Raw genomic sequence first — 23,443 nt, forward strand, 5'->3', positions numbered from 1 at the left:
AGTTGTTCTTCTGATTAAGTGAGTATCTTTCAAGCTGTTTGAGTTAGCTCAAACAGCCCAAAAAATCCAGAGGTCGTCTCTGGATTTTTGCTATGTTCAACATTTATAAATCTTGTAAATCAACGACTTCCAAACCATTTTCTGTCAAACGATAGATACTCGTACAGACCTCTTTTAAGAAACGTCGATCATGTGAAACAGTGATCAGACCGCCGGGATAGGAGGCAAAGAGTTTTCTGATTTCGGGTTGAGAAGTGGGAGAAAAATTACGTGTAGGCTCATCCAGAAGGAGAAAGTTTGGTTTGCGCAACACTAAATCCAAAAGTAGGAGTTTACCTTGTTGCCCGCCAGATAGGGAGCGGATTTGGTGGTGCATCTCTGGATAGTTGAAATTGAGACTGGCTAGGTGAGATTGGATTTTCTGTAGTTCCTCTTTTTGTCCAGTTTGGCTGAGATAGGCTACTGGAGATAGATCCAATTGTAGTTTTTTATGGTAATCTTGTGGCATAAAACTAAGTGAAATCTCTCTTTTGGCGCTGAGCAGTTGTTGCAACTTGGCTAACAGAGTTGATTTCCCAACACCATTTGGCCCGATGATACCGATTTTATCTTGGCCACGGACTGTTAGTCGTAACTCCTGAGCTAAAATGCGCTTGCCAATGAATAAATTTTCTTTTTCCAGTTGGATTAAGACTTTAGAAGCCGGTAATGGTTGGATGTCTGAAAAGAAAAGTTGGATTTGTTCCTCTCCAAGTGGCTTTTGGGTCATGGACTGAGCTTCCTTTTCAAAGCGTTTTTCTTGAGAGAGAACAGTTTTCATCTTTTTAGCCAATAGGCGACCGGCAGTACTGTCTTTGGTAGCTCGAAGTGCAGTTTCTACATTTTGCTTGACGCGGCGATGTTTTTCCATGGTTTTGTCATAGGCTCTCTGGTCGTTAGCAGCTTGCTGGCTTTGTCTTGCAAAATTAGCCTTTCTCTCCTCACTATAGCGATCATAGTCTAAATGCTCGACTAGCGTTTCCGCTTCTTTCCGATGCTTGACCAGTCGCAAGTGGACAATAGTATCAGCCGTTTGAGAAAGAAAGTCTTCATCATGGGAAATGAAAATAACAGTTTGCCTAATCTTTCGAATCTGACCTTTTAGCCAATCAACCGTCTCAAGGTCTAGGTCATTTGAAGGTTCATCTAAAAATAGAATCTCAAAAGGTTTTGCCAACTCATGGATGAGTTGAACTTTCAAAGCTTCGCCCCCCGAGAGGCTACCAATTTCTTGGTCGCTAGCAAAACGGTCGCTATCAAAGTGCAACTCCTCCGCCAAACGATAAAGAATGCTGTAGTCTAAATCAGCAGAATCTAAAAAGAAGTAGTCATGTAGAGTCCTATTTTTCAGGATTTCAGGGATTTTTTGAGGAATGCATGCCAGTGATTGAAGGTCAGACTGGATGTCGCCCTTGATAGTAAAATCAGGTAATGCCTCCCCCATTAAAGCTCGTAGTAAAGTCGATTTACCATTTCCTTCTTCACCAATGATAGCAACCTTTTCTCCGTCTTGGATAGTCATGGTTAGGTCAGATATAAGATCCCGTAGATCTTTGTTTTGAGTGATGGTTAGATGATTGATTTTTATCATATTGTTGCCCTTTCTAGAATGTCCATTGTGCATAACAAAAAGCTCTACTTTATCTAGTAGAGCCCAAAGTCACTGTCAAAACTCTATTATCCTCGTTGAAAAACTCGTCAAACTAGCTTGGAGCTGCCTAACCCAACCCAAGAGGAGCATAGCTTTCTAGTTTTTCGATTTTCAATGAGAACAAGATACTAGAAAATCTAGTATAAAAAGAGCACACAAAAAGAGACAAAAACAAGATCTACTAAATAAAGATTCTTTATTTGATAGATTAGTTGTTCATGTCTCCCTTACCTCCGAGTATTAGTACCTCTATCCTATACCTTTCAGGAAATTTTGTCAATAGAAAACAAGTAATTTCAAACTCTAAAAACCGAAAACAGGTCCATAGAGAGTTAAGACGTGTTTGACATGCTCATAAAGGAACTTGTCATAGTTGCGCCAAGCGGTGCGTGCTTGATCGTTCAGTTTTAGGCTACCAAGTCCAATCAGAAGACTGGTACGTTGGTAAAATTTCTCAAGGTCGATTAAGATACTGTTGTCAAGCTTTTCCGCTTTTTTAAGTTCCTTGAGAGTGCTGTTTAGCAGTTCTTGTAGACGAAAATCATCGGCTGTACCTTGTTTGCAACTTTGGAAACTTTTATTTAACTCGGAAAGGAGTTGGTAAGCTTCGTTAATCAGTGCTTTGTCTTCCATATGAGCATCCTCCTTGCTCTGATGTATTCTTGCCTATAGTATAGCACTAATAGGAAAGTTTGTCATAGTAAATATGTTAAAAAATGAGATTTTAATCTCAAAGTTTGGGAGGCTGACTTATAGCCTTTTCATGGTATAATCAAGTAAGTACATCTTTATGGAGGAAATATGAAGTTAAATATTCAAGAAATTCGTAAGCAACCTGAAGGCCTGCATTTTGAACAAGCTTTAGACCTGGCAGCAGACTTGCGTAAAAGAAATCAAGAAATTTTAGATGTCAAAGATATCCTTGCTGTTGGGAAGGTCCAGTACGAAGACCGTCTGTATTTCTTAGACTATCAGTTGTCATATACCATTGTTCTTGCTTCCAGCCGAAGTATGGAGCCAGTTGAGTTGGCTGAGTCTTATCCAGTCACAGAAGTTTTCATGGAAGGAGCGACCAACCAACTGGACCAGGAAGTTCTAGACGATGACTTGGTCTTGCCTATCGAAAATGGGGAAATCGACCTTGCTGAGAGCATAGCAGATAATATCCTACTCAATATCCCAATCAAAGTCTTGACGGCAGAAGAAGAGGCGGGCCAAGGTTTTGTATCAGGAAATGACTGGCAAATCATGACTGAAGACGAATATCAAGCCCAACAAGCAGTCAAAAAAGAAGAAAACAGTCCATTTGCTGGTTTGCAAGGACTATTTGATGGAGACGAGTAGATGGTTTTATCCAAGAAACGTGCCCGTCATGTCATTGAGGAAATAATTGCCCTCTTTCCAGATGCTAAGCCTAGTCTTGATTTTCGCAATCATTTTGAACTACTGGTTGCAGTGATGTTGTCAGCTCAGACGACAGATGCAGCGGTAAATAAGACCACGCCAGGTCTCTTTGCTGCTTTTCCAACGCCACAAGCCATGTCTGTAGCAACTGAAAGTGAAATTGCTTCACACATTTCCCGTCTAGGACTTTATCGCAATAAAGCTAAATTTCTTAAAAAATGTGCCCAGCAGTTACTAGACGATTTTAATGGTCAAGTGCCTCAGACTCGAGAGGAATTAGAAAGCCTAGCAGGTGTTGGACGCAAAACAGCTAACGTAGTCATGAGTGTGGGCTTTGGAATTCCAGCCTTTGCAGTTGATACTCATGTTGAGCGTATCTGCAAGCATCATGATATTGTTAAAAAATCGGCCACGCCCCTCGAAGTAGAAAAACGTGTCATGGATGTTCTGCCTCCAGAGAAATGGTTGGCGGCCCATCAGGCTATGATTTACTTTGGACGGGCTATCTGTCACCCAAAGAACCCAGAATGCGATCACTATCCACAATTATATGATTTTAGTTCGTTATAAGATGAAAATTTTATGTTTTTTTCTTGCATTGATCCTTTCTTTGTGATATAGTGATAACAATAAAATATTCCTTTAAACCTGTCCCGTGAGGCAGTCAAGGAGTCGGATCAATAGATAGCAGAAGTCTATACTCTTTACAGTAGAGCTGGCTTGGCTATACATTTTGAAGTCTCCTTGTTAAGGAGACTTTTCTTTTTGGAGGTTTGTCATGAGGACAAAAGAAGTTGTAGACGAATTGACCGTCAAACGAGCGATTACTCGGATTACCTACGAGATTATTGAGCGAAACAAAGATTTGAATAAAATCGTTTTGGCTGGTATTAAAACGCGAGGTGTTTTTATCGCTCGTCGTATCCAAGAACGCTTGGAACAGTTAGAAAATATCGCTGTTCCAGTGGTAGAACTAGATACTAAACCTTTCCGTGACGATGTCAAAAGTGGAGAAGATACCTCTGTAATCTCTGTTGATGTGACAGATCGGGAAGTCATCTTGGTGGACGATGTACTCTATACAGGTCGGACTATCCGAGCTGCTATTGACAATATTGTTAGCCATGGTCGCCCTGCTCGTGTGAGTTTGGCAGTCTTGGTTGATCGTGGCCACAGAGAACTTCCAATCCGTCCGGACTATGTTGGAAAAAACATCCCAACCAGTCGTTCTGAAGAAATTATCGTAGAGATGACAGAACTAGATGGACAAGACAGAGTACTAATCACAGAACAAGCCTAAAACACTAAAAGGAGTAAAAAAATGTCAGAAAATCAACAAGCTTTGCAACATGTCGTTTCTATGGAAGACCTTACTGTAGAACAAGTAATGAAATTGATCAAACGAGGAATCGAATTTAAAAACGGAGCGAGTGCTTCTTATGAGGAACAACATATCGTTTCCAACCTTTTCTTTGAAAGTTCAACTCGTACCCACAAATCCTTTGAGGTAGCAGAACTGAAACTTGGACTTGATCTTTTGGATTTCGATGTGAAGACCAGTTCAGTGAATAAGGGTGAAACACTCTATGACACGATCTTGACGCTGTCTGCACTAGGAGTGGATGCCTGTGTCATTCGTCACCCAGAGGTGGACTACTACAGAGAATTGATTGCTAGCCCGACCATCACAACTTCGATTATCAATGGTGGGGACGGTTCAGGGCAACACCCTAGCCAAAGTTTGCTTGATTTGATGACAATTTATGAAGAATTTGGACATTTTGAAGGTCTTAAGGTGGCTATCGCTGGCGACCTCAACCACTCACGGGTAGCTAAGTCTAATATGCAAATCCTTAAACGCTTGGGAGCGGAGCTTTACTTTGCAGGTCCTGAGGAATGGAGAAGTGAGGAGTTTGAACATTACGGTCGCTTTGTATCAATTGATGAGGTGATTGATCAAGTAGATGTTATGATGTTTCTTCGTGTGCAGCATGAACGTCATGAAATTGTGACAGGATTTTCAAAAGAAGACTATCATAACCAGCATGGTTTGACACAAGAACGCTATGACCGCTTGAAAGAAAAAGCAATCCTTATGCACCCAGCTCCAGTCAATCGTGATGTGGAAATCGCTGATCACTTGGTAGAAGCACCGAAATCACGTATTGTTCAGCAAATGACCAACGGTGTCTTTGTCAGAATGGCAATTTTAGAATCTGTGCTGGCCTATAGAAAAGCAAAATAAGGCACAAAGCGTTAAAAGATGTCTGAGAGCATCAACGAGAGGTGAGTAGATGAAAAAACGACTTCTAGTATTAGAAGATGGTTCAGTATTTGAAGGCAAGGCCTTCGGAGCAGATATTGATGTAACAGGGGAAATCGTCTTTAACACAGGGATGACTGGTTACCAAGAATCCATTACAGACCAGTCTTACAATGGACAAATCTTAACCTTTACCTACCCTTTGGTGGGAAATTACGGAATTAATCGTGACGACTACGAATCCATCAATCCTACCTGTAAGGGAGTAGTAGTTTTTGAAGAAGCGCGTAGAGCAAGTAACTGGCGCAATCAAATGACCTTGGATGAATTCTTGAAAGCGAAGAAAATCCCAGGTATCTCAGGAATTGATACCCGGGCTTTGACAAAAATTATCCGTAAGCATGGTACCATGCGTGCAACCCTTACGCATGTTGGTGATACGATGGACCATATCATAGACCAGCTCCAAGCGACAGTTCTACCGACAGATAATATCAAGCAAGTCTCTACTAAGACAGCTTATCCTGCTCCTGGAGTTGGATTGAGTGTCGTATTGGTAGACTTTGGTCTCAAACACTCCATCTTACGCGAACTATCTAAGCGTAACTGTAACGTGACCGTTGTTCCATACACAACAACAGCAGAAGAGATTCTCCATCTCCATCCTGACGGGGTCATGTTGTCAAACGGTCCAGGTAACCCAGAAGATGTTCCCCAGGCGCTCGATATGATTCGTGGTGTGCAAGGGAAAATTCCGATCTTTGGTATCTGTATGGGACATCAACTTTTTGCTATGGCAAATGGTGCTAAGACCTACAAGATGAAGTTTGGTCACCGTGGATTTAACCACGCGGTGCGTGAAATTGCAACAGGCCGAGTAGACTTTACTAGCCAGAACCATGGTTATGCGGTTAGCCGTGAGGATTTGCCAGAGCATTTGATTATTACCCATGAAGAAATCAATGACAAGTCAGTTGAAGGTGTGCGTCACAGATACCAACCAGGTTTCTCTGTGCAATTCCACCCAGATGCAGCTCCAGGACCGCATGATGCAAGCTATCTCTTTGATGAATTTATCGAAATGATGGAGTCGTTTAAATCTGCTAATCGCTGATATAGGAAACTCTGTCAGAGGTTTGTCAAATAAAAAGGCAAGTCCTTTCTTTTAGTTGAGAAATGAGATGCTGAAAATTTTTACACTCGATTTATTATTGAAAAATCATCGGAGAATTTATTTAATGTTGCCCTGTGAGGCGACGAATAGAAAGGCAGGTCGTTTCTTTTAGTCGCTATTAGGCGAACTAAAAACTCCCTGCACTAGATTTTTTATCGAAAAGTATCGTTTCGCTAAAAAATCGTCGGAGAATTTATTTAATGTCGCTCTGTGAGGCGACGAATAGAAAGGAGAAGATACATTGTTCGCGGAAGTGAACACGCCCTAAGAACTGTGTGAAAAAGATAAACATCATCTTGACGCTGAAGGCGTCTGCACCGAGTTTCCTATTTTCACTTTGTTCTTGACAGGCTTTGTATCATAAACTATGCCTAAACGTACTGATATTCAAAAAATTATGGTGATTGGTTCTGGTCCGATTATTATTGGTCAGGCTGCTGAGTTTGACTATGCGGGGACCCAGGCCTGCTTGTCTTTGAAAGAGGAAGGTTATGAAGTTGTCTTGGTGAACTCAAACCCTGCCACTATCATGACGGATAAGGAGATTGCGGACAAGGTCTACATCGAGCCAATCACACTTGAGTTTGTAACTCGTATTCTCCGTAAGGAACGTCCAGATGCTTTGCTTCCAACTCTTGGTGGTCAAACAGGGCTCAATATGGCCATGGAATTGTCTAAGAATGGCATTCTAGATGAATTGGGTGTCGAACTACTGGGAACTAAATTATCTGCCATTGACCAAGCAGAGGACCGTGACCTCTTTAAACAATTGATGGAAGAGCTTGAGCAGCCAATTCCAGAATCTGAAATTGTCAACACAGTGGAAGAAGCTGTTGCCTTTGCGGCGTCAATCGGCTATCCTGTTATCGTTCGTCCAGCTTTCACACTTGGTGGTACTGGTGGTGGTATGTGTGCCAACGAGGAAGAATTGCGTGAAATCGCTGAAAATGGGTTGAAACTGTCACCTGTTACCCAATGTTTGATTGAACGTTCAATCGCTGGTTTCAAGGAAATCGAATACGAGGTTATGCGCGATTCAGCTGACAATGCCCTCGTTGTTTGTAACATGGAAAACTTTGACCCTGTTGGGATTCACACAGGAGACTCCATTGTATTTGCTCCTGCGCAAACCATGTCTGACTATGAAAACCAAATGCTCCGTGATGCCAGCTTGAGCATTATTCGTGCTCTCAAGATTGAAGGCGGATGTAACGTTCAGCTGGCTCTTGATCCACACAGCTTTAAGTATTATGTCATCGAAGTAAATCCTCGTGTATCACGTTCGTCAGCCCTTGCTTCTAAGGCGACGGGTTATCCGATTGCTAAATTAGCTGCTAAGATTGCCGTCGGTTTGACCTTGGATGAGGTCATCAACCCAGTTACAGGTTCAACCTATGCCATGTTTGAGCCAGCTCTCGACTATGTCGTTGCTAAGATTCCACGTTTCCCATTTGACAAGTTTGAAAAAGGTGAGCGTCGTCTTGGAACTCAGATGAAAGCGACTGGGGAAGTCATGGCCATTGGTCGTAACATTGAGGAGTCACTTCTCAAGGCATGTCGCTCTCTTGAAATTGGGGTTCACCACAATGAAATGCCTGAACTAGCATCTGTTTCGGATGATGCCTTGATTGAAAAGGTTGTGAAAGCCCAAGATGACCGTCTCTTCTATGTATCAGAGGCTATTCGCCGTGGTTACACTCCAGAAGAAATTGCTGAATTGACTAAGATTGATATCTTCTATCTGGATAAACTCTTGCACATCTTTGAAATTGAGCAAGAATTGGGTGCCCATCCACAAGATCTAGAAGTCTTGAAAACAGCTAAACTTAATGGTTTCTCAGACCGTAAGATTGCTGAACTCTGGGAAACGACAGCTGACCAAGTTCGCCAACTTCGCTTGGAAAACAAGATTGTACCAGTTTACAAGATGGTCGATACCTGTGCGGCGGAGTTTGACTCTGAAACACCATATTTCTATTCAACCTATGGCTGGGAAAACGAGTCTATCAAGTCTGATAAGGAATCCGTCCTAGTCCTAGGTTCAGGTCCAATCCGTATCGGTCAAGGGGTTGAGTTTGACTATGCAACTGTACACTCTGTTAAGGCGATTCAGGCTGCTGGTTATGAAGCGATCATCATGAACTCAAATCCAGAGACCGTTTCAACCGACTTCTCGGTATCAGACAAACTTTACTTTGAGCCATTAACATTCGAAGATGTCATGAATGTTATTGACTTGGAGCAACCAAAAGGTGTTATCGTTCAGTTCGGTGGTCAAACAGCCATCAACCTTGCAGAGCCTTTGGCAAAAGCAGGTGTGACCATCCTTGGTACCCAAGTAACTGACTTGGACCGTGCCGAAGACCGTGACCTCTTTGAGCAAGCTCTGAAAGACTTGGATATTCCACAGCCACCAGGACAAACAGCAACTAATGAAGAAGAAGCTGTGCTTGCTGCTCGCAAGATTGGTTTCCCAGTCCTCGTTCGTCCATCTTATGTCTTGGGTGGACGTGCTATGGAAATCGTAGAAAACGAAGAAGACCTTCGTTCTTACATGCGTACGGCTGTTAAGGCCAGTCCAGACCACCCAGTCCTTGTTGACTCATACATCGTTGGTCAGGAGTGTGAAGTCGATGCCATTTCAGATGGAGAAAATGTTCTCATCCCTGGTATCATGGAACATATCGAACGTGCCGGTGTCCACTCAGGTGACTCAATGGCCGTTTACCCACCACAAACCTTGTCTCAAAAAGTCCAAGAAACAATCGCAGACTACACCAAACGCCTAGCAATCGGTCTTAACTGTCTTGGGATGATGAACATTCAGTTTGTCATCAAGGATGAAAAAGTCTATGTTATTGAGGTTAATCCACGTGCTAGCCGTACGGTGCCATTCCTTTCTAAGGTAACCAATATCCCTATGGCTCAGGTAGCGACTAAGCTCATTCTTGGTCAAAGTCTTGAAGAACTTGGCTACCAAGATGGACTTTATCCAGAAAGCACTCGCGTTCATATCAAGGCGCCAGTCTTCTCCTTTACGAAACTAGCTAAGGTAGACAGCTTGTTAGGTCCTGAAATGAAGTCAACAGGGGAAGTCATGGGTTCGGATACAACTCTAGAAAAAGCTCTCTATAAGGCCTTTGAAGCTTCTTACCTGCACTTGCCAACCTTTGGAAATGTAGTCTTTACTATCGCAGATGATGCCAAAGAAGAAGCCTTGGACTTGGCTCGTCGTTTCCAAAATATCGGTTATGGTATCCTTGCGACAGAAGGGACAGCAGCCTTCTTTGCCAGTCATGGACTTCAAGCCCAACCTGTTGGTAAGATTGGTGATGATGAGAAGGATATCCCAAGCTTTGTCCGCAAAGGGAAAATTCAAGCGATCATCAATACTGTCGGAACCAAGCGAACTGCTGATGAAGATGGTGAGCAAATCCGCCGTTCAGCCATTGAACACGGTGTGCCCCTCTTTACAGCTCTAGATACAGCTAATGCCATGCTCAAGGTACTAGAAAGTCGTAGTTTTGTTACAGAAGCGATCTAGTTGAGAAAGAATTTTCACAGTTTTAAAGCCAGCGTTAGAAAACGCTGGCTTTTGCAATACAGAAATTGCCTATTTCAACCATCATTCTTTCCTTAAGAATCATTCTAAAATGTGATATAATAAGGAAGAATTGGAAATAGGAAACTATTTTCATGATATTTTCAAAAATTCCATTAAGAAAATAGGTAAAGACAGATTAGAAAGTGTAAAATTCCGATGTCTTCTTACAAAAAAGTCTCTCTTTCTGAGATCAATCAATCTATTGAAACTCCGAATAACAATCATTTTTGGCAAAATCTAAAAGCATTTTTAGGACCTGGAGCCCTTGTAGCAGTTGGCTACATGGATCCTGGAAACTGGATTACCAGCGTGGTTGGTGGTGCTTCCTACAAGTATAGTCTCTTATTTGTTATTTTGATTTCATCCATCATTGCTATGCAGTTACAACAGATGGCTGGAAAGCTCGGTATCGTGACTAGGATGGACCTAGCACAGGCAACAGCTCATCATGCTCCCAAGTGGCTTCGCTATAGTTTGTGGGTGATTTTAGAATTGGCTTTAATGGCGACAGACTTAGCTGAGGTTCTAGGCTCAGCGATTGCCTTAAATCTTTTGTTTAAAATACCGATTATGATTGCTATCCTCCTAACCGTTTTAGATGTATTTTTGTTACTTTTATTGATGAAATTTGGCTTCAAAAAAATTGAAGCCATTGTTACGACTCTTATTTTAACCATATTAGCCATCTTTACCTATCTTGTGGCCTTATCCAGTCCAAGTATTCAGGGGATTATTGGTGGTTATTTACCAACTTCAACTTTATTTGAAACACCGTTACCAGGTCATGAAAGCCAATTAACATTAGCTCTAGGAATTGTAGGAGCGACAGTCATGCCCCATAATCTCTATCTTCATTCATCCCTATCCCAAACAAGGAAAATCAATCACAAAGATAAGAAGGATGTTCGGAAAGCCGTGCGTTTTATGACATGGGATTCAAATCTTCAGTTGTCCTTAGCCTTTATTGTCAATTCCTTGCTTCTCATTTTAGGTGCCTCCCTCTTTTTTGGTCATGCATCTGAAATTTCAGCTTTTTCTCAAATGTACAATGCTTTACAGGATTCAACAATAGCAGGAGCGATAGCCAGCTCAACTCTGTCAACTTTATTTGCTCTAGCTCTCTTAGCAAGTGGCCAAAATTCGACTATTACAGGTACCTTGACAGGACAGATTGTCATGGAAGGTTTCTTGCATCTGAAATTGCCTCAGTGGATTATTCGTATCGGTACCCGTATTTTTGCCTTGCTTCCTGTGATTATTGTTGCCGTCTTGTTTGGACATCAAGAAAAAACCTTGGATCAGTTATTGGTCTATTCACAAGTTTTTCTGTCAATTGCTCTTCCGTTTTCAATCTTCCCCTTAATCTATCTGACTTCTAAAAAGTCACTGATGGGAGAATTTACCAATGCTAAGTGGAACACAATCCTAGGCTACGCAGTTTCCATTATCTTAACCATTCTCAATATCAAGCTTCTTTTCGATATTTTTTAAACTTGTTCAAATTAGTTCTCGGCACTAGCTTGAAGCTTGATATTGAGATAATAGTAGTGGTTGATTTATAAAAAGAAGTAAAAAAAAGAACAGTTGAAACTGTTCTTTTTTTTATTATTTGAGACCGTATTTTTTGTTGAAACGATCCACACGTCCATCTGCTTGGGTGAACTTTTGACGTCCAGTGTAGAATGGGTGTGAGTCTGATGAAATTTCCACACGGATCAATGGGTAAGTTTCACCTTCGAACTCAACAGTTTCGTTAGAGCGTTTAGTTGAACCGCTAAGGAATTTGTAACCAGTAGTTGTGTCCATGAAGACAACTGGGCGATATTCTGGATGGATATCTTTTTTCATTTTGCAATATTTCCTTTCTGCCATGGTCTCTTTGCGAGCCATAGATTGTTACCTTACTAGTCTATCAGATTCTGAAAAGTTTGGCAAGTATTTTATTAGTTTTTAAGCAAGTTTTTTAACTTTTGGTAGATGATTTCGTTTTCTTCTAGACTATAGGAATTGGCGCCACTGGCTAATGGGTGTCCTCCTCCGTCGTGTTGTTTGGCAATTTCATTGATAGGGGTGATTTTACTGCGCATACGCACGCGGAAGTGACCGTCAGCTTGTTCAACAAAGATAGCCCAAGCCTTAACAGTATCAATTCGACCAGGAGCTCCGACAATCGCCGCTGTTTCAGCATCCGTAACCTTATATTTTTTCAAGATGTCTTGAGTAAGCAGAACGCGTGCAGCGCCGTTTTCATCAACTTCTAAGTGATCATAGACAAAGCCTTGAAGTTTTGCAATCTTGAAGCTCATGGTATCCATTTGACGAGACAATCCAGCAAAGTCAAAATCAGCCTCTCGTAGCTGGCTAGCTACTCTAAAGGTACGGGCACTAGTTGACGGGTAGAGAAAGCGTCCCGTGTCCCCGACAATTCCTGCATAGAGAAGTCGTGCAGCTTCACTAGACAAAGCTATCTGATTTTCTTGAGCAAATAGAGCAATCATCTCACTGGCACTGCTTGAACTTGTATCCACCCAAGATAGGTCACCATAGATATCATCATTTGGATGGTGATCGATTTTGATGGTGAAAGCAGCTTGTTCATAGCGTTTATCATCGATACGAGGACGATTCGCTGTATCACAAATAATAGCAAGAGCTCCTTGGTAGTCACTGTCTTGGACAATATCCATTTCCGCCATCCAGGTTAGAGTTGGTTCGTTAAAGCCGACTGCTTTGATAGTTTTTTCTGGGAAATGGTGTGTGAGAAGAGCTTTTAAACCTACCTGACTCCCTATGGCATCAGGATCTGGTTTCATATGACGATGAATGATAATGGTATCGTATTCTTTGATTTTCTCTAAAATTTGCTGGCAAATTTCCATAAATAACCTCAATTCTTTCTCATTTCATTGTAGCACAAGAATTTTTATTTTTAAAATGAAAAAGATATGATATAATGGAGAAAGATAAATTGAGGAGGACGATATGGCATTAGCAAAAATTGTATTTGCCAGTATGACCGGTAATACCGAAGAAATTGCAGATATTGTAGCAGATAAATTGCGTGACTTGGGCTTGGATGTCGATGTGGATGAATGTACGACTGTTGACGCTTCAGACTTCTTGGAGGCGGACATCGCGATCGTTGCAACCTATACTTACGGTGATGGAGAATTGCCAGATGAGATGATGGACTTCTACGAAGATCTAGCTGATCTCAACTTGAATGGTAAAATCTACGGAGTTGTTGGTTCAGGTGACACCTTCTACGACGAATTCTGTAAGGCTGTCGATGACTTTGATCGCGTTTTTGTAGCGACAGGAGCAGAAAAAGGTTCAGAGTGTGTTAAAGTAGATCTTTCTGCTGAGGAAGAAGACATCGAACGCTTGGAACAATTCGCAGAAGAATTGGCTGCAAAAATAGGATAAGAAACAAGCTGCGCTGACTGGAAGGAGTCGGTGCAGTTTTTAGTAGCTAAACTAGATTTTACTAGCCTATTTGGTGGCTTTTTGATACAATAATTCAAATAAAGGAGGAGACTGTATGAACTTAGATATTATTCGGCAAGAAATTGATCAAATCGACGACCAAATCGTCAAGCTCCTAGAAGAACGGATGCACCTAGTTGAAGGGGTTGTCGCTTATAAGAAAGCATCTGGTAAGCCAATCTTAGATTCTAAGAGAGAAGAAGTTATTTTTGAAAAAGTCAAAAATCGAGTAGAAGATAAGCGCTATCAGGAGACCATTGTTGCGACTTTTTCAGACATACTCAAACGTTCGCGTGATTATCAGGATCAAAACATCAAATGAAAAAAGAACAATTCTATCCGCTCGGAATTTTTTTGGCTGCTATGTTGGGAGGCCTTGTCCGCTATCTCATTTCCACTTGGTTACCAGCCAGTCCAGACTTTCCTTGGGGCACCCTCCTTGTCAACTATCTGGGCATTTTCTGCCTGGTCTATCTGGTGAAAGGCTATCTGGTCTATAAGGGAACTAGTAAAGGCTTGGTTTTGGCGCTGGGGACAGGATTTTGTGGTGGCCTGACAACCTTTTCTAGTCTAATGCTTGATGCTGTGAAGCTGCTTGATACCGGGCGTTATCTTAGTTTAGGAATCTACCTACTTTTGAGCATTGGTGGAGGTCTGCTCTTGGCTCATTGTTTAGGGAGGAAGAAATGGTAATCGTTTATCTTACAATGGCCTGCGGGTTCGGAGCTCTGGTGCGTTATTTCTTTTCCCGCTATAATCAAGCTTCAAAATTACCTCTAGGAACTCTCATAGCCAATCTTCTAGGATGTTTTTTTATTGGCCTACTCTACAATCATGTGGAGTCTAAGGAAGCCTATGCCATCCTAGCGATAGGTTTTTGTGGTGGGTTGACGACCTTTTCAACCTTGAATGACGAGCTACAAAGACTGTTAAGCAATAAGAAGGTATTTTATAGCTATTTATTCTTAACCTACATAGGCGGTTTTCTAGCGATTTTTTTAGGAATTCTGCTATAAATTTCTTTACTTTTAGGTGGAAATTTGGTAAACTGTATCTTGTGTGTAATGGACGCACAAAAATACAGTTTATCCGCTGAGGAAGGTTCCTCAAGATTGACAAAGATAGGAGAATAAAATGAATCCATTAATCCAAAGCTTGACTGAAGGTCAACTTCGTACAGATATCCCATCATTCCGTCCTGGTGACACTGTTCGTGTACACGCGAAAGTTGTCGAAGGTAACCGTGAACGTATCCAGATTTTTGAAGGTGTTGTTATCGCACGTAAAGGTGCTGGCATCTCAGAAAACTACACAGTTCGTAAAATCTCTAACGGTGTAGGTGTTGAGCGTATCTTCCCAATCCACACTCCACGTGTTGAAAAGATCGAAGTTGTTCGTTACGGTAAAGTACGTCGTGCGAAATTGTACTACTTGCGTGCTCTTCAAGGTAAAGCAGCTCGTATCAAAGAAATCCGTCGTTAATTCGACTAAAAAACTCTGCTCACCCAGCAGAGTTTTTCTCTAGCTCCCTTAGTTCAATGGATATAACAACTCCCTCCTAAGGAGTAGTTGCAGGTTCGATTCCTGCAGGGGGCATATAAACAGTGTAAAAAACCGCTCAACTGAGCGGTTTTCGTCTATTCTTGCCTTTTTACAGTACCCACGTACGGATAGCATGGGCAACGCCAGATTCGTCATTTGTTTTGGTAATGTATTTGGCGATTTTTTTGAGTTCTGGATTTCCATTTTCCATAACAACGGGGTTGCCAACGACTTCGAGCATGGCACGGTCATTTTCTTCGTCCCCGATCGCCATGGTTTCATCTGTGGTAAATCCTAGTTTTTCAGCTAGATGGATAATAGCTGAACCCTTGTCTACATTCTTTTTAAGGAGTTCGAGGTAGAAAGGAGCAGATTTGTTGATGGAGTAGCGCTCGTAAAATTCTGCTGGAATTTTTTCAATGGCAGCATCGAGAATTTCTGGCTCATCTATGAACATACATTTGACAATTTCCTTGTTAGCCATTTCTTCAGGGGTGCGGTAGAAGATAGGCATGCTGACGAGGGTTGATTCGTGCACCGTGTATTTTCCGATATTGCGATTGGCAGTATAGATACCGTCCTTGGTAATGGCGTGCATGTGGACACCGAGCTTGCGACTGAGGAATTCCATATCCAGATAGTCCTCATAGACTAAAGATTCGCTGATAATCTCATGGCCAGTAGCAGTCTCTTGGACAAGGGCACCGTTGAAGGTTACCACATAGTTACCCTCGTCTCTCAGCTGCAAGTCGTCCAGAAGTTTGGCAACGCCTGCGATAGGACGACCTGTTGCAATGACGACTTTGACACCAGCTTTTTTGGCGTCTTGAATGGCAGAAAAGACTTCAGGAGTGATTTCCTTTTGGCTGTTGACTAGGGTTCCGTCAATATCGACGGCGATTAGTTTAATACTCATAAATTTCCTCTATTCGTTCTTATTTGGGGTAAAATGATCGTTCTCAATTAAGTGTAAAAATTGCTGGGTAATGCTTGCGAAGATGCTGTTTTGATCTAACATTTCTTTTGGGAAATAGAAACGATTATCTCCATGGCGACTGCCAGCAAGGGATTGGACGATAGGAGATAGGCTAGAGAGTTCTACCAGGTCTCCATTTTTCTGTAGAATCTCAATCTGTGTCCGTGGATTTTCAGATTCGGGACGATAGATATCATAAGGGAGGTCAAAGTTCTTATGAATGGCAGTGTAGTAGTCTGGATCAAAGCCGATATCTTCAACCAGTTGTCTCATGGTTACGAGTTGATTTTGGTCTTCTTGAGAAAAGGTGATGGATTTAAAGACCTTGCGGTTGACAAAACGTTGTGACAAGTCTGCGAGAATCTTGTCAGGACTGGTCATCCAGAGTTGGAAGTAGGTATTCATCACGCCATCATCCAGAGCCAGATAGTCAGATAGAGTAACTTTCTTTTCAAAAAAAGGTAGCAAATGAGGAGAAGTTCGTGCAAAGAAATCTTTCTCCTCAGGATAGAGTTCCTTGGCGCGTTTGAGGAGATTTTGTAGGAGAACTTCCATGGCCCGTGTTGCTGGGTGGAAATAAACCTGCATATACATCTGATAGCGACTGAGAACATAGTCTTCGATGGCGTGCATGCCGTTGCGCTGAAAGGCGATGCCATTTTCGACTGGACGAATGACTCGGAGGATGCGAGTCAGGTCAAATTCCCCATAAGATGCTCCTGTAAAATAGGAGTCGCGCAAGAGATAGTCCATGCGGTCTGCATCAATCTGACTAGAAATGAGCTGTACGACCTGCTTGTTAGCATAGGTATGGTCGATGACACTGGCTACCTTTTCAGGAAAATCGGGCGCCACTTGTAGCAGGACTTGGTGAATCTCTGTCTCAGGACTTTGGATGATTTCCTGGGTGATGGCTTCATGATCTGTATCAAAGAGATGTTCAAAAGTATGGGAGTAGGCACCATGCCCAAGGTCATGTAGGAGCGCAGCGGTCATGGTCAAGAGAGACTCAGCAGGATCCCATTCTTCAGGATATTTTTCTTCAAAAATCTCCGTGATACGTCGTGCAATCTCATAGACCCCCAAACAGTGAGAAAAGCGGCTGTGCTCCCCACCGTGGAAGGTATAACTGGAAGTTCCTAGTTGCTTAATACGGCGCAAGCGTTGAAATTCTTTTGTATTGATCAAGTCATAGATGACCTGATTGTTTACATGGATATAGTTGTGAACTGGGTCACGGAATACTTTTTCGTTCATATGACCATTATAGCAAAATCCTGCTCTTTTTGGTAAAATAGTAGGACAAGAGACAAGAAAGAGGATTTGTTGTGAAGATTCGGATGCGAAATACGATTCAGTTTGATGATCAGTTGGAAGTCATTGACCAGCTTTATGATGTGGAAGTGCATGAAAAAGGAGATTATAGCTACCTGCTTTTTTATAATGAGGAAAAGGAAAAAGTAGTTATTAAATTTCATGGTCAAGAACTGGTGATGACCCGTTTTTCGAGTCCCAAAACGATCATGTGTTTTCTAAAGGATAGTGATAGTTTGGCCTATATTCCTACTCCAATGGGCATGCAGGAGTTTACCATTCAAACGAGTCACTACAAACTGGATGGGCAAAAGATTGAGCTAGCCTATCAACTACAAAACCAAGAGGGACATCCCTTTGCCAGCTATCAATTAGAAATTACTTGGGGATAAGAAAAAGGTTGGCAAATGCCAACCTTATTTGATATAGAGTTCTTGGTTTTTTAGGACAATTTCACGCACATTTGCGAATTTCTTGAGTTTTTTAAGTTCTTCAGGATGGGTTACCAGAGTGATAACATAGCCTTCTTTACCCATGCGACCTGTACGGCCAGCACGGTGAGTGTAGGTTTCCATATCTCTAGGGACGTCGAAGTTTACGACACATTCTAGGCTATCGATATCAATTCCACGAGCCAAAAGGTCTGTTGCAAGGAGCAGGGTTAGCTGTTTGTCTTTAAACTTTTCTAAGATGACTTTTCGAAATTTAACATTGACATCGCTAGCGAGGGAAACAGCCAAGATATCGCGATACTGTAATTTTTCTTCTGCACTTCCAAGATCTGATAGGCTATTAAAGAAGACTAGTCCGCGGAAATCCTCTACATGAGCCAGTTTTCGTAGCATGTCCACTCGGTGACGTTGGTCTACCTGCATGTAGAAATGTTGGATGTTGTCTAACTTTTGATCAGAGAGATCAATAGTGCGCGTGTTTGGTGCAATCTTTTCTTGGTCAAACTTGGTCGTCGCACTCATGTAGATGAGTTGGTGGTCACGAGGTGCGTAGTGAGTGATTTTATCGACAAAGTGAATCTGAGAATCATCAAGCAACTGGTCAAATTCATCCAGAATGATGGTTTCCACATTCATCATCTTGATTTTTTTCAATTTAATCAACTCAAAGATACGGCCGGGAGTTCCAATCAGAATTTCCGGTCCTTTTTTTAAGCGTTCAATCTGGCGTTTTTGACTGGAACCTGATAGGAAGAGCTGAGAAGTTAAGCCGATAGCTTCTGCCCACGCTTTACATACATCAAAAATCTGTCCAGCCAGTTCTGTATTTGGTGCTAGGATCAAGAGTTGTTGGGCTTTTTTCTTTTGTAGTCTGAGAAGACTTGGCAAGAGGTAAGCGAGGGTCTTACCAGTTCCTGTTGGGCTCACTCCTAGGAGGTTTTCTCCTGCAAGAATGGGCTCAAATAGTTGAGTTTGAATGGGGGTAAATTCTTGGAAGCCGAGCTGGTCGCTCAATTTCTGCCATTCAGTGGGTAGTTTGGTTTTCATTTTTCTGCCTCAAATCTAATGCCAGCAGTCTGGCGCATGGTATATAGTAGCTCATGAACAGAGCCTGCATCATCCAGCCAAGTCTGGTAGAGCGTCTGGTCTGGTTGCTGGACCATGTGTGCGAATGCAGCGACTTCCTCAGTCATTGTATGGGGAGTTTGTTGGATAGGGAGCTGGACTTGATTTCCTTGGTGGTCGCTAAAAATAGCTGAGCGGACATGTTCAATCGTGTTGAGGGTCAAGGTTCCATCCGCTGTGTAAATCTCACAAGGAAGATTGGAAGTGATGTTTTTCCCAGCTTTGATATGAACTTGAAAGTTAGGGTAGAAGAGGATACCGTCTCCATTTAGGTCAATGCTATTGTCAAGCTGTTGAGCCTGATAAGTCGCTTCTTGAGCCTCTCCAAAGAGGCGAATAGCAGCATAGAGAGGATAAATCCCCAAATCCATAAGTGCTCCACCAGCAAAACAATCTGAAAAGACATTTGGCGTCTGCCCAGCTAACAAATCCGGCATCTTGGAAGAATACTTGGCATAGTTGAAATCAGCTCCCAATACTTGCTTGTCTGCCAAAAAAATCTTGATAGTAGTAAAAGCTTCCTCGTGGTAATTACGAGCTGCCTCAAAGATAACACAGTGATTTTTCTCAGCTGTTTGCCTCAAATCTAGCCATTCTTGTGGCTGAGTGACAGCTGGCTTTTCAAGAATGACGTGCTTACCAGCAGACAAGGCAGCCTTGGCTTGAACAAAATGCAAGGAGTTTGGACTAGCAATATAGACTACATCAAAGGAAGACTTAAAGAAGTCTTCTAATTGATCAAAGAGTTGGACATTTTGATAGCGGGAAGCAAAGGTTGCGGCAGTTTCTCGTTTTCTAGAATAGACTGCGACCAGTTGGTATTCTCCGCTAGCATGGGCTGCTTCTATGAAATGATGGCTGATAGCACCTGTTCCGATGACACCTAATTTTAGCATAAATACTCCTTTTCCGATTTTAAAACCTTCCTTCATTATAGCACAGAAAAGAAGGACTATCCAACAGATGGTAAAAATTTTCAAATGGACTACGCTTTTCTTAAAGAAAGTGGTACAATATTTAGATAAGTAGATGAAATAAGAAGGGGGAGAAAATGAGATTATTACCAATAAGAAAAATATCACGTCAGTCTAAGAGACTAGCGCTTTTTTTAACTTTTTGCGCAGGGTATGTAGATGCCTATACCTTTATCGTGCGAGGGAATACCCTAGTAGCAGGCCAAACTGGGAATGTGGTTTTTCTCTCTGTAGGACTCATTCAACAAAATGTATCGGATGCCAGTGCCAAAGTAATGACCTTGCTTTCCTTTATGATGGGGGTCTTTTTACTAACATTGTATAAAGAAAAATTACGAATTGTTAAAAAACCGATTTTATCCTTGATTCCACTCGCTATCTTATCCATAATCATTGGTTTTGTTCCCTTGTCAGTAGACAATATCTACCTAGTTCCACCTTTAGCCTTTTGTATGGGACTGGTGACAACAGCCTTTGGAGAAGTGTCGGGTATCGCCTATAATAATGCTTTTATGACAGGGAATATCAAACGTACCATGTTAGCTTTTGGAGATTATTTCCGGACCAAGCACACTCCTTTTTTACGTGAAGGTTTCATATTTGTTAGCTTGCTTAGCAGTTTTGTCTTTGGAGTTGTTTTTTCAGCCTATTTGACGATTTACTATCAGGAGAAGACAATTCTAGGTGTTCCCCTGATGATGAGCATCTTTTACATCAGTATGCTTTTTGCTTCTTGGAGAAAAAAAGGGAAAGAAAAAGCTTAAATTTGATTGATTTCGCTTGTAAGAAAAGAGAAGATATGCTATACTTGAAGAGTTGACTATGCACAGTCCTGTGCAACCGCACGAACATCGTTTGCTCGTCGTATAACAAATTTAAACTTTGTTATACTTAGAGCTCTTCTTTTAAGTGGTTCGTCCCACGATGCTAGGCGAGTCTTCACAAAAATACGGGGAAACCCTAAAAATCATAGGAGGTGCATAATGAGCACATACGCAATTATCAAAACTGGCGGAAAACAAGTTAAAGTTGAAGTTGGTCAAGCAATCTACGTTGAAAAATTGAACGTTGAAGCTGGTCAAGAAGTTACTTTTAACGAAGTTGTTCTTGTTGGTGGTGAAAACACTGTTGTCGGAACTCCACTTGTTGCTGGAGCTACTGTAGTTGGAACTGTTGAAAAACAAGGAAAACAAAAGAAAGTTGTTACTTACAAGTACAAACCTAAAAAAGGTAGCCACCGTAAACAAGGTCACCGTCAACCATATACAAAAGTTGTCATCAACGCGATCAACGCTTAATTTTAAGGAGAACACATGATACAAGCAGTCTTTGAGAGAGCCGAAGATGGCGAGCTGAGGAGTGCGGAAATTACTGGACACGCCGAAAGTGGCGAATACGGCTTAGATGTCGTGTGTGCATCGGTTTCTACGCTTGCCATTAACTTTGTCAATTCCATTGAGAAATTTGCAGGCTATGAACCAATCTTAGAATTAAACGAAGATGAAGGTGGCTATCTAAAGGTTGAAATACCAGCTGATCTTCCTTCGCACCAGAGAGAAATGACGCAGTTATTCTTCGAATCATTTTTCTTAGGTATGGCAAACTTATCGGAGAACTCTTCTGAGTTCGTCCAAACCAGAGTTATCACAGAAAACTAACACGGAGGAAAACATTATGTTAAAAATGACTCTTAACAACTTGCAACTTTTCGCCCACAAAAAAGGTGGAGGTTCTACATCAAACGGACGTGATTCACAAGCGAAACGTCTTGGAGCTAAAGCAGCTGACGGACAAACTGTAACAGGTGGATCAATCCTTTACCGTCAACGTGGTACACACATCTACCCAGGTGTAAACGTTGGACGTGGTGGAGACGATACTTTGTTCGCTAAAGTTGAAGGTGTAGTACGCTTTGAACGTAAAGGACGCGATAAAAAACAAGTTTCTGTTTACCCAATCGCAAAATAAAAAGGTCCAGTGAACCTTTTTATCCCGAGCCTTAAAATGAAAAGGCGAGGAAGCTAGAAGTAGCATAAAATTAGGCTTTCCGAGTTTTCGGAGAGCCTATTTTTTTGTAGAAAAAAAGTCCCATATAACCTATAATGAAAAGCGACTAAACAACTCATTAGAAAGAATCATATGGAACCATTACATTTTATTACAAAATTACTAGACATTAAAGACCCTAATATCCAAATTATGGATGTTATTAATAGGGATACACACAAGGAAATCATCGCTAAACTGGACTACGACGCCCCATCTTGTCCTGATTGCGGAAATCAAATGAAAAAATATGACTTCCAAAAACCTTCCAAAATTCCTTACCTTGAAACAACTGGTATGCCTACCAGAATTCTTCTGAAAAAGCGTCGTTTCAAGTGCTATCAGTGTTCGAAAATGATGGTCGCTGAGGCTTCTCTCGTCAAAAAAATCACCAAATCCCTCATATTATCAACCAAAAAATTGCTCAAAAGTTGATTGAAAAGACGTCTATGACTGATATTGCTTATCAGCTGGCCATTTCAACTTCAACTGTTATCCGAAAGCTCAATGACTTCCGTTTTAAGCACGATTTTTCTCGTCTTCCAGAGATTATGTCCTGGGATGAGTATGCCTTCACTAAGGGAAAGATGAGCTTCATTGCACAAGATTTTGAAAAGCTCGATATCATCACCGTTCTTGAGGGAAGAACACAAGCTGTTATCCGAAATCACTTTCTGCGCTACGAGCGAACTGTTCGTTGTCAGGTTAAAATCATTACGATGGATATGTTTAGTCCTTATTATGACTTGGCTAAACAGCTTTTTCCATGTGCTAAAATCGTTCTAGATCGTTTCCATATTGTCCAACATCTCAGCCGTGCCATGAGTCGTGTCCGTGTTCAAATCATGAATCAATTTGAGCGGAAATCCCATGAATACAAGGCTATTAAACGTTACTGGAAGCTCATTCAACAAGATAGTCGTAAATTGAGTGATAAACGATTTTATCACCTTACTTTTCGCATGCACTTGACGAATAAAGAAATTCTAGACAAGCTTTTGAGCTATTCAGAAGATTTGAAACACCACTATAAGCTCTACCAGCTCTTGCTTTTTCACTTCCAGAATAAGGAACCTGACAAATTTTTCGGACTTATTGAGGACAATCTAAAGCTGGTTCATCCTCTTTTTCAGACTGTCTTAAAAACCTTCCTCAAGGACAAAGAGAAAATCGTCAACGTCCTCCAATTACCCTATTCCAACGCAAAATTAGAGGCGACTAATAATCTCATTAAACTCATCAAACGAAATGCCTTTGGTTTTCGGAACTTTGAAAACTTCAAAAAACGGATTTTTATCGCTCTGAACATCAAAAAAGAAAGGACGGAATGTGTCCTTTCTCGATCTTAGCTTTTCTTCAACCCACTACAGTTGACAATGAGCCGGGATTTTTT

At 41.6% G+C, this 23,443-nt stretch carries 26 protein-coding genes, 1 tRNA gene and 1 other annotated feature; of the genes, 19 read left to right on the forward strand and 8 right to left on the reverse strand.

All coding sequences use genetic code 11. The features are described 5' to 3' along the window. Positions 1-103: 103 nt before the first annotated feature. Positions 104-1,663, reverse strand: coding sequence for an ATP-binding cassette domain-containing protein (locus ACVBD2_RS03760; protein ID WP_461686153.1), 1,560 nt, complete (start codon positions 1,661-1,663; stop codon positions 104-106). Positions 1,664-1,993: 330 nt separating this feature from the next. Beyond that, entirely contained in the window at positions 1,994-2,323 is a 330-nt protein-coding gene (locus ACVBD2_RS03765; protein ID WP_461686154.1) for a helicase BlpT, read from the reverse strand. 168 nt (positions 2,324-2,491) lie between these two features. Between ACVBD2_RS03765 and ACVBD2_RS03770 the strand changes: the two genes are divergently transcribed. The 7 genes from ACVBD2_RS03770 to ACVBD2_RS03800 all read left to right on the forward strand — a co-directional run bounded on the left by ACVBD2_RS03770 (position 2,492) and on the right by ACVBD2_RS03800 (position 11,626). Then, positions 2,492-3,034: a YceD family protein gene (locus tag ACVBD2_RS03770; RefSeq protein WP_461686155.1), complete on the forward strand. Its 543-nt coding sequence runs from the start codon at positions 2,492-2,494 to the stop codon at positions 3,032-3,034. Beyond that, on the forward strand, positions 3,035-3,664 hold the full coding sequence (gene nth, locus ACVBD2_RS03775; protein ID WP_461686156.1) for an endonuclease III: 630 nt from the start codon (positions 3,035-3,037) through the stop codon (positions 3,662-3,664). 208 nt (positions 3,665-3,872) lie between these two features. Beyond that, positions 3,873-4,394, forward strand: coding sequence for a bifunctional pyr operon transcriptional regulator/uracil phosphoribosyltransferase PyrR (gene pyrR / locus ACVBD2_RS03780; protein WP_061416553.1), 522 nt, complete (start codon positions 3,873-3,875; stop codon positions 4,392-4,394). 21 nt (positions 4,395-4,415) lie between these two features. Continuing rightward, a complete protein-coding gene (locus ACVBD2_RS03785) occupies positions 4,416-5,339 on the forward strand; it encodes an aspartate carbamoyltransferase catalytic subunit (RefSeq protein ID WP_001293859.1) in 924 nt (307 codons plus the stop codon). A 49-nt stretch (positions 5,340-5,388) separates the two neighbouring features. Next, complete coding sequence (locus ACVBD2_RS03790; RefSeq protein ID WP_461686157.1) at positions 5,389-6,471, forward strand: carbamoyl phosphate synthase small subunit; 1,083 nt, start codon at positions 5,389-5,391, stop codon at positions 6,469-6,471. A 427-nt stretch (positions 6,472-6,898) separates the two neighbouring features. Beyond that, positions 6,899-10,075 carry a carbamoyl-phosphate synthase large subunit gene (carB, locus tag ACVBD2_RS03795; RefSeq protein WP_461686158.1) on the forward strand — a complete coding sequence of 1,059 codons (3,177 nt, stop codon included), beginning with the start codon at positions 6,899-6,901 and terminating at the stop codon, positions 10,073-10,075. Between the two features lie 216 nt (positions 10,076-10,291). Next, positions 10,292-11,626: an Nramp family divalent metal transporter gene (locus ACVBD2_RS03800; RefSeq protein WP_084946243.1), complete on the forward strand. Its 1,335-nt coding sequence runs from the start codon at positions 10,292-10,294 to the stop codon at positions 11,624-11,626. Between the two features lie 114 nt (positions 11,627-11,740). Here ACVBD2_RS03800 and ACVBD2_RS03805 read toward each other — a convergent pair whose 3' ends face one another. Further along, on the reverse strand, positions 11,741-11,983 hold the full coding sequence (locus tag ACVBD2_RS03805; protein ID WP_000710762.1) for a type B 50S ribosomal protein L31: 243 nt from the start codon (positions 11,981-11,983) through the stop codon (positions 11,741-11,743). 95 nt (positions 11,984-12,078) lie between these two features. Then, positions 12,079-13,014 carry a DHH family phosphoesterase gene (locus ACVBD2_RS03810; RefSeq protein ID WP_461686159.1) on the reverse strand — a complete coding sequence of 312 codons (936 nt, stop codon included), beginning with the start codon at positions 13,012-13,014 and terminating at the stop codon, positions 12,079-12,081. A 103-nt stretch (positions 13,015-13,117) separates the two neighbouring features. On the opposite strand from ACVBD2_RS03810, the gene ACVBD2_RS03815 reads away from it, so the two are divergent. The 6 genes from ACVBD2_RS03815 to ACVBD2_RS03840 all read left to right on the forward strand — a co-directional run bounded on the left by ACVBD2_RS03815 (position 13,118) and on the right by ACVBD2_RS03840 (position 15,217). Beyond that, the gene (locus ACVBD2_RS03815; protein WP_125415092.1) at positions 13,118-13,561 is read left to right on the forward strand and encodes a flavodoxin; all 444 of its coding nucleotides are present in this window, start codon (positions 13,118-13,120) and stop codon (positions 13,559-13,561) included. 115 nt (positions 13,562-13,676) lie between these two features. Continuing rightward, a complete protein-coding gene (locus ACVBD2_RS03820) occupies positions 13,677-13,943 on the forward strand; it encodes a chorismate mutase (protein ID WP_001046954.1) in 267 nt (88 codons plus the stop codon). Then, complete coding sequence (crcB, locus tag ACVBD2_RS03825; protein ID WP_461686160.1) at positions 13,940-14,314, forward strand: fluoride efflux transporter CrcB; 375 nt, start codon at positions 13,940-13,942, stop codon at positions 14,312-14,314. The genes ACVBD2_RS03820 and crcB (ACVBD2_RS03825) overlap by 4 nt, the downstream gene beginning before the upstream one ends. Next, the gene (gene crcB, locus ACVBD2_RS03830) at positions 14,308-14,637 is read left to right on the forward strand and encodes a fluoride efflux transporter CrcB (RefSeq protein ID WP_461686161.1); all 330 of its coding nucleotides are present in this window, start codon (positions 14,308-14,310) and stop codon (positions 14,635-14,637) included. Before crcB (ACVBD2_RS03825) ends, crcB (ACVBD2_RS03830) begins: the two co-directional genes overlap by 7 nt. Before the next feature lie 118 nt (positions 14,638-14,755). Then, positions 14,756-15,103 carry a 50S ribosomal protein L19 gene (gene rplS / locus ACVBD2_RS03835; protein ID WP_001068669.1) on the forward strand — a complete coding sequence of 116 codons (348 nt, stop codon included), beginning with the start codon at positions 14,756-14,758 and terminating at the stop codon, positions 15,101-15,103. A gap of 42 nt (positions 15,104-15,145) precedes the next feature. Continuing rightward, a tRNA-Arg gene (locus ACVBD2_RS03840) sits at positions 15,146-15,217 on the forward strand. A 55-nt stretch (positions 15,218-15,272) separates the two neighbouring features. Here ACVBD2_RS03840 and yidA read toward each other — a convergent pair. Beyond that, a complete protein-coding gene (yidA, locus tag ACVBD2_RS03845) occupies positions 15,273-16,079 on the reverse strand; it encodes a sugar-phosphatase (RefSeq protein WP_461686162.1) in 807 nt (268 codons plus the stop codon). A gap of 9 nt (positions 16,080-16,088) precedes the next feature. Beyond that, the gene (locus ACVBD2_RS03850; protein ID WP_461686163.1) at positions 16,089-17,396 is read right to left on the reverse strand and encodes an HD domain-containing protein; all 1,308 of its coding nucleotides are present in this window, start codon (positions 17,394-17,396) and stop codon (positions 16,089-16,091) included. A 71-nt stretch (positions 17,397-17,467) separates the two neighbouring features. On the opposite strand from ACVBD2_RS03850, the gene ACVBD2_RS03855 reads away from it, so the two are divergent. Continuing rightward, on the forward strand, positions 17,468-17,845 hold the full coding sequence (locus tag ACVBD2_RS03855) for a YwiB family protein (protein ID WP_461686164.1): 378 nt from the start codon (positions 17,468-17,470) through the stop codon (positions 17,843-17,845). A gap of 24 nt (positions 17,846-17,869) precedes the next feature. Here ACVBD2_RS03855 and ACVBD2_RS03860 read toward each other — a convergent pair whose 3' ends face one another. After that, positions 17,870-18,952: a DEAD/DEAH box helicase gene (locus ACVBD2_RS03860; protein WP_461686165.1), complete on the reverse strand. Its 1,083-nt coding sequence runs from the start codon at positions 18,950-18,952 to the stop codon at positions 17,870-17,872. Continuing rightward, positions 18,949-19,926: a Gfo/Idh/MocA family protein gene (locus tag ACVBD2_RS03865; protein ID WP_461686166.1), complete on the reverse strand. Its 978-nt coding sequence runs from the start codon at positions 19,924-19,926 to the stop codon at positions 18,949-18,951. The genes ACVBD2_RS03860 and ACVBD2_RS03865 overlap by 4 nt, the downstream gene beginning before the upstream one ends. A 155-nt stretch (positions 19,927-20,081) precedes the next feature. Between ACVBD2_RS03865 and ACVBD2_RS03870 the strand changes: the two genes are divergently transcribed. From ACVBD2_RS03870 to ACVBD2_RS03890, 5 genes are all read left to right on the forward strand, one after another. Further along, positions 20,082-20,768: a YoaK family protein gene (locus tag ACVBD2_RS03870; RefSeq protein WP_084947706.1), complete on the forward strand. Its 687-nt coding sequence runs from the start codon at positions 20,082-20,084 to the stop codon at positions 20,766-20,768. 64 nt (positions 20,769-20,832) lie between these two features. Further along, positions 20,833-20,953 (forward strand) — a sequence feature (ribosomal protein L21 leader region). Positions 20,954-20,987: 34 nt separating this feature from the next. Next, entirely contained in the window at positions 20,988-21,302 is a 315-nt protein-coding gene (rplU, locus tag ACVBD2_RS03875) for a 50S ribosomal protein L21 (RefSeq protein WP_000109137.1), read from the forward strand. A 15-nt stretch (positions 21,303-21,317) separates the two neighbouring features. Then, positions 21,318-21,662 carry a ribosomal-processing cysteine protease Prp gene (locus ACVBD2_RS03880; protein ID WP_000613705.1) on the forward strand — a complete coding sequence of 115 codons (345 nt, stop codon included), beginning with the start codon at positions 21,318-21,320 and terminating at the stop codon, positions 21,660-21,662. A gap of 16 nt (positions 21,663-21,678) precedes the next feature. After that, the gene (rpmA, locus tag ACVBD2_RS03885; RefSeq protein ID WP_000916509.1) at positions 21,679-21,972 is read left to right on the forward strand and encodes a 50S ribosomal protein L27; all 294 of its coding nucleotides are present in this window, start codon (positions 21,679-21,681) and stop codon (positions 21,970-21,972) included. 171 nt (positions 21,973-22,143) lie between these two features. After that, positions 22,144-23,399 (forward strand): ISL3 family transposase gene (locus ACVBD2_RS03890; RefSeq protein WP_461686167.1). Its coding sequence is split into 2 segments (ribosomal slippage): positions 22,144-22,432 and positions 22,432-23,399, totalling 1,257 coding nucleotides; the frame shifts between segments, so codons are not numbered across the junction. Positions 23,400-23,443 lie beyond the last annotated feature (44 nt).

It is taken from the genome of Streptococcus sp. KHUD_018, from assembly GCF_054861215.1.

Bases quoted from the DNA above. Each gene is read 5' to 3' on its own strand.
- ACVBD2_RS03815 (WP_125415092.1), top strand. From the start codon at position 13,118: ATGGCATTAGCAAAAATTGTATTTGCCAGTATGACCGGTAATACCGAA.
- rplS (WP_001068669.1), top strand. From the start codon at position 14,756: ATGAATCCATTAATCCAAAGCTTGACTGAAGGTCAACTTCGTACAGAT.
- crcB (WP_461686160.1), top strand. From the start codon at position 13,940: ATGAAAAAAGAACAATTCTATCCGCTCGGAATTTTTTTGGCTGCTATG.
- ACVBD2_RS03810 (WP_461686159.1), bottom strand. From the start codon at position 13,014: ATGGAAATTTGCCAGCAAATTTTAGAGAAAATCAAAGAATACGATACC.
- rpmA (WP_000916509.1), top strand. From the start codon at position 21,679: ATGTTAAAAATGACTCTTAACAACTTGCAACTTTTCGCCCACAAAAAA.
- ACVBD2_RS03790 (WP_461686157.1), top strand. From the start codon at position 5,389: ATGAAAAAACGACTTCTAGTATTAGAAGATGGTTCAGTATTTGAAGGC.
- ACVBD2_RS03865 (WP_461686166.1), bottom strand. From the start codon at position 19,926: ATGCTAAAATTAGGTGTCATCGGAACAGGTGCTATCAGCCATCATTTC.
- ACVBD2_RS03785 (WP_001293859.1), top strand. From the start codon at position 4,416: ATGTCAGAAAATCAACAAGCTTTGCAACATGTCGTTTCTATGGAAGAC.
- ACVBD2_RS03870 (WP_084947706.1), top strand. From the start codon at position 20,082: ATGAGATTATTACCAATAAGAAAAATATCACGTCAGTCTAAGAGACTA.
- ACVBD2_RS03850 (WP_461686163.1), bottom strand. From the start codon at position 17,396: ATGAACGAAAAAGTATTCCGTGACCCAGTTCACAACTATATCCATGTA.
- nth (WP_461686156.1), top strand. From the start codon at position 3,035: ATGGTTTTATCCAAGAAACGTGCCCGTCATGTCATTGAGGAAATAATT.
- ACVBD2_RS03820 (WP_001046954.1), top strand. From the start codon at position 13,677: ATGAACTTAGATATTATTCGGCAAGAAATTGATCAAATCGACGACCAA.
- pyrR (WP_061416553.1), top strand. From the start codon at position 3,873: ATGAGGACAAAAGAAGTTGTAGACGAATTGACCGTCAAACGAGCGATT.
- rplU (WP_000109137.1), top strand. From the start codon at position 20,988: ATGAGCACATACGCAATTATCAAAACTGGCGGAAAACAAGTTAAAGTT.
- crcB (WP_461686161.1), top strand. From the start codon at position 14,308: ATGGTAATCGTTTATCTTACAATGGCCTGCGGGTTCGGAGCTCTGGTG.
- ACVBD2_RS03760 (WP_461686153.1), bottom strand. From the start codon at position 1,663: ATGCACAATGGACATTCTAGAAAGGGCAACAATATGATAAAAATCAAT.
- ACVBD2_RS03860 (WP_461686165.1), bottom strand. From the start codon at position 18,952: ATGAAAACCAAACTACCCACTGAATGGCAGAAATTGAGCGACCAGCTC.
- ACVBD2_RS03770 (WP_461686155.1), top strand. From the start codon at position 2,492: ATGAAGTTAAATATTCAAGAAATTCGTAAGCAACCTGAAGGCCTGCAT.
- ACVBD2_RS03765 (WP_461686154.1), bottom strand. From the start codon at position 2,323: ATGGAAGACAAAGCACTGATTAACGAAGCTTACCAACTCCTTTCCGAG.
- ACVBD2_RS03800 (WP_084946243.1), top strand. From the start codon at position 10,292: ATGTCTTCTTACAAAAAAGTCTCTCTTTCTGAGATCAATCAATCTATT.
- ACVBD2_RS03880 (WP_000613705.1), top strand. From the start codon at position 21,318: ATGATACAAGCAGTCTTTGAGAGAGCCGAAGATGGCGAGCTGAGGAGT.
- ACVBD2_RS03805 (WP_000710762.1), bottom strand. From the start codon at position 11,983: ATGAAAAAAGATATCCATCCAGAATATCGCCCAGTTGTCTTCATGGAC.
- yidA (WP_461686162.1), bottom strand. From the start codon at position 16,079: ATGAGTATTAAACTAATCGCCGTCGATATTGACGGAACCCTAGTCAAC.
- carB (WP_461686158.1), top strand. From the start codon at position 6,899: ATGCCTAAACGTACTGATATTCAAAAAATTATGGTGATTGGTTCTGGT.